Origin of the sequence: Phenylobacterium sp. (assembly GCF_036402295.1) — a bacterium.
Classification (GTDB): domain Bacteria; phylum Pseudomonadota; class Alphaproteobacteria; order Caulobacterales; family Caulobacteraceae; genus Phenylobacterium.
Genome location: NZ_DASWTE010000197.1, coordinates 1 through 4,827, shown reverse-complemented (window position 1 = coordinate 4,827; position 4,827 = coordinate 1). Strand labels below are relative to the sequence as shown.

At 72.1% G+C, this 4,827-nt stretch carries 3 protein-coding genes; all 3 read right to left on the bottom strand.

The window, feature by feature from the left end; genetic code table 11:
- The coding region (locus tag VGD44_RS12300) for an HNH endonuclease (protein ID WP_331087368.1) at positions 1 to 364 on the bottom strand (364 nt) is incomplete at its 3' end.
- Between the two features lie 763 nt (positions 365 to 1,127).
- Positions 1,128 to 3,740, bottom strand: a complete 2,613-nt coding sequence (locus VGD44_RS12295) for an ATP-binding protein (protein WP_331087366.1) — start codon at positions 3,738 to 3,740, stop codon at positions 1,128 to 1,130.
- Between the two features lie 108 nt (positions 3,741 to 3,848).
- A partial coding sequence (locus tag VGD44_RS12290; protein ID WP_331087364.1) for a calcium-binding protein occupies positions 3,849 to 4,827 on the bottom strand: 979 nt, incomplete at its 5' end.

The window sequence follows — 4,827 nt, the reverse complement described above, 5'->3', positions numbered from 1 at the left end:
TCTCCCACGTCGTGCGCCCGCCGCGCGAGCGCGGGATCACGTGGTCGAACGTCAGGTCCGTTTCCGTCGTGCAGTACTGGCAGGTGAAGGCGTCGCGCAGGAACAGGTTGAACCGCGTGAAGGCCGGCGGCCGGTCCTGGGCCACGTACTGCTTCAGCGACACCACGCTGGGCAGCTTCATGGCGAAGGACGGGGAATGGACTTCCTGGTCGTAGGTGGAGACCACGTCCACGCGGTCGAGGAACACGGCCTTGATCACTTCCTGCCAGGGCCAGAGCGACAGCGGATAGTAGGAGAGCGGCCGGAAGTCGGCGTTGAGCACGAGGCACGGCCAACCGGACGGCGGAGCCTTAAGGACCTGCATGGCCGGTCCTCCGGTGTCGCTTCGCGGCGCTTATGACGATCGACGTGGGACTGAAGACAGCACCCCAGTGAGTGAGATCGACGTTACTGTGGAAAACTATAGGCCCGATTCGGAGACAACTCTACGACGGCGCGGGCCTGCTTGGGCTCTTGGGCCTCGCCCGGGCGCTGTTCACGCGGGGCGAGGCCTCTGGCCGAGCGGCATCTCTCAGGCGCCGAGGACGGCGGTGGCGCCGGCGACGGTCAGGGTCAGACCCAGCACCGCGTAGGCCACGAGCACGTCGAGCACCCGGTTCAAACGGAACGACATCGCGTTCTCCTTCGTGTTCGGGCCCCGGCCCATCCGGCGCCCCGTCCGATCTGGACAATGCTTAGATAGCACAATCTAAGCGCTGTTCAATTGTCAGATTTCGCGGAGCAGCAATTAGTTTTCGTATGGCTGCCTTTGGGGGCAGCCCAAACGAAAAGGGGCCCGCAAGGGCCCCTCTCCGGTTCGATCGCTGAGCGTGGGGAGGGCTTAGGCGCCCAGGCCCGCCGTGGAGACCGCGGCGAACACGCCGAGGGCCAGCAGGTAGAGCGGAGCGATCCGGTCGAAGTTCTTCATCAGGGACATGACACACACCTTGAGTTTGGTTCCCGAGGACCCCGGGGGAGCGGGGCCGTCCTTGTGGACACCCTCTATGTACCACCATCTAAACACTGCATAGATCAGCGATTTCGCACTGCGGCTCTGCAATTTCGCACATGCGAGATAGCTCGCAGCGTCAGTGCGCGCCCAGCGAGAGCCCCCGCTCGCGTGCGATCTGCACCGCGGCCAGGCGGCTGGGCGCCTCCAGGGTGGCGAGGATCGCGCTGACGTGGTGCTCGACGGTCTTGGCGCTCAGCCCGAGGCGCTCGGCGATGTCGGCGTTGGCCATCCCGTCGGCCAGCAGGCCGAGCACCTCGCTCTGGCGGCGGGTCAGCCCCGCGACGTTCTCCCGCCGGGCCGTGCGCGGCCCCAGCGGCACGGACCGCACGCCCTCGCCGCGCATCCGCCGCCGCAGCCCGCGCGCCGCCGGCGCGGCGCCCAACCGGTCGAAGATCGCCAGGGCCTCCCGCTGCGCCGCCTCGTCGCCCTGCGATAGCGCGATCGCCTGTTCGTAGGGACAGCCCTTCAGCGCCCACAGGGCCGCGGCGTCGCGCCAACGCCCCTCGAGATGGGCGCGGTGGGGCTCGCCGAGCTGCGCCAGAGCGCGGGGCTCCAGCGCCGGCGGCGCGCCCAGGATCGCCAGCCAAAGGGACGCCTCGCCGATGTTCCAGAGCTGGCTCCAGCTGCGCAGCAACGCCTCGAGGGTCTCGGCAAGCCGCTCCCGGGCGCCCGGGCGGGACCCATCGAGCCAGTGGGCCTCGGCGTCGGCGATGGCGATCGGAACGCGCCGCAGCAGGTCCCGCCGGGCCGTCGGCAGCCGCCGCGCCTGATCCAGGACGCCACCCTCGGCCAGGCCCAGCCGCACCCGCGCGCGGCTGAGCGCGATCATCGCCGGCAGGGTGGCGGCGCTCTTCGGATAGGGCCCGTAGAGCACGTCCTCCGCCTCCGACACAGCCTCGGCCAGCCGGCCCAGGTCGATCAGCGCCGTGGCGCGGTTGCCGCGGATCAGTGCTTCGAGCGGCGCCTGGTCCCGGGACGCACACACCGCCACGCCCTCGTCGAGGGTGTCGAGCAGCCCGTCGTGGCGGCGCGCCGGGGCCATGACCGAGGTCAGGTTGGCGTAGAGCCTGGGCAGCGCGTCCATCTCCCCGAGGCGCCGCGCCTCGTCGATCGTCGCGCGCAGCGCCGGCACGCCCGCCTCCAGGTCGGTCGAGGCGTGCGCCGTGCGCAGGTAGGTGAGCGCCTGCAGCCGGATGTCCGGGCGCCCGAGGCGCTCCGCGAGCGCCAGGGCCTTCTCGGCGGCCGGAATGGCCGCGTCGTTGCGGTCGGCCAGCATGTCGAACTGCGCCTGGCTCGCCAGCGCCAGGGCGTACTGCCAGCTCCCGGGCTCGGCTTCGAGGACCCGCACCGCCTCGGCGGCCTGGGCTTCGGCGCGGTCCGGGTCGCCGAGGTTCCAGTGCACGTGGGCGGACATGCGCAGCGCATTGCCCATCCCGGGGACGTTCCCGCCGCGGCGGCAGATGGCGATGACGTCGTCCAGCGCCTGCAGCGCCTCGTCGAAGGCCCCGCAGAAGTGGGCGGCGAAGGCCTTGCGCTCCAGGAGCTGCACGCGCTCGGCCTCGGACAGGGCCTGGCCGTATTCGAGCACCTTCGACAGGTGCGCCATGGCCTCGCGGTAGGCGCCCAGCCCGGCCGCCTGCTGGGCCGCGCGGACCGACCAGGCCAGCAGGTCCTGCACGGCGCCGGCTTGCTCGGCATGGTGGGCGACCTCCGCGGCGCGGCCGTCGTTGCGCCCCTTGAGCAGCGCCAGGGCCGCGGCGTGCAGCTCGCGGCGGCGGAGGGGCGACATCGCCTCGGCGACGGCCCGGCGCGCGAGCTCGTGGCGGAACGCAAGCACGCCGCCGCGCGCCTGTAGCATGCCGGCCGCCAGGCATTCCTCGACCCCGGCGTGGTCGGCGTCCTGGGCGATCAGGCGCAGCGTCGGCTCGTCGATCCGACGCGGGAAGATCGAGGCGCTTTCCAGGGTCCGGCGCGCGTGCGGGCTCAGCCGGGCAGCCCGCGCCAGGGTGACCTCCTGGACGCTCCGCGGGACGCTCTCGCCGTCGCCGGACAGGTACTCGGTCACCTGGAAGGGGTTGCCGCCCGTCAGCTCGTAGACGCGACGGGCGACGCCGCCTTGCCGATGCACCAGCTGGCCCACCGCCTCCAGCGAGAGCGGCGGCAACTCGATCCGCTCGCGCGCGTCGCGCGGCATGTCGGCCCACAGCGACGCGAGCCGGCCCTGGGAATCCGGCTCGTCGTTGCGGAAGCTCACCAGCACCAGCACGCCCGCCGCCCGGATCCGGCGCCCCAGGAACCGCAGCAGGTCCAGCGTCGCGTCGTCGGCCCAGTGGATGTCCTCCAGCACCAGCAGCGCCGGGCCCCGGCCGCCGGTGAGCAGCCGCAGCAGCGCCTCGTAGGTGGCGAGCTGCCCCGATGGCGAGAGGGCGAAGCGCCCCTGGCTCTCGCGGGCGATGTCGCGCAGCGGCCCCAGCGGCTCGGGCGTGGCCAGGTTCTCGCAGCCGCCCACATGCACCCGGGCGTCGCTCCGATGATCCTCGGCGAAGGCCAGCGTCAGCGAAGTCTTGCCGATGCCGGCCTCGCCCTCGAGCGAAACGACGCGCCCGCGCCCCTTGCGCGCCGCGGCCAGCGCGTCCTCGAGCCGCGCGCGCGGTTCGTCCCGCTCCAGGAGTTCAACTGCACCGTGCACGCCGCCACCTTAGCGCGGCGAGGCTCGCGGCGGAACGCGGGTCTCGTCGGCTCGGCGCAGGCGCGACCGGACGCTCCGGCGCGAAGCCGGAGCGTCCGCCGGAAGCGGTTAGCCGAACAGGAAGTCGGCCGCTCCCAGGTTGGCCAGGGACACGTTCAGGAGCCGCACCACCGCGCCCGTTCCGTCGCTGACCACCACGTCCGCGCCCGACTGCACGATGTGCTGGTTGGCGACGGCGTCGGCGAAGCTCGCGTCCGCGAAGCCGTTGAGCACGATCAGGTCGGCCTCGGCGGAAAGACTGTGGCTCTGGAAGGCCACGATCTCCGCATCGACCCCCAGCGTGGCGCCGAACACGAAGCGGTCCGCACCCGCGCCGCCGTCGAGCCGCAGGCCGATGCCCCCGGCGAACGCCGAGGCGTCGATCGTGTCGGCCCCATCCAGCGCGTCCACCACGAGCCGGTCGACCGCCTCGCCACGGGTCACGCGCAGCTCCATCGGCAGGCCCTTGACGGTCGCCGCGCCCGCGCCGCCGGTGATGGCGATGCCCTCGCCGGCCGCCCCGGCCGTGATCGCCACGGTGTCGAGCTCGCCGTCATTGCCGCCGATCGCCAGGCCGAGGTCGATCTCGACGAGCTTCACTTCCGTCGTGCCGACGCCGGAGATGAAGAACCGGTCCGCCCCGCCGCCCGAACCGCCGAAGGCGATCCGCTCGACGTTGTCGAGATCCAGCGTCACGGCGGCGATGTCGCGGGTGACGACCGCGTGGCCCCCGAAGTCGAGGATGCTGAAGGTCTCGCCGATGTTGGTCGTGTTGAGAACCAGGCTGTCCACGCCCGCGCCGCCGTCGACGGTGTCGCTGCCGCCGCCGGCGTTCCAGACGATGCTGTCGTTGCCGTCGCCGCCGTTCAGTTGGTCGGCGGCGAAGCGGCCGTCGATGTAATCGTCACCCTTGCCGCCAAGGATGGAGTCCGCGCCCGCGCCGCCGAAGGCCGTGTCGTTCCCGTCGCCGGCGGTGATCACCAGCTTCGCCGAGCCCTGGTAGTTCGACGCCGAGATCAGGTCGTCGCCGGTCCCGGTGTCGACGGTG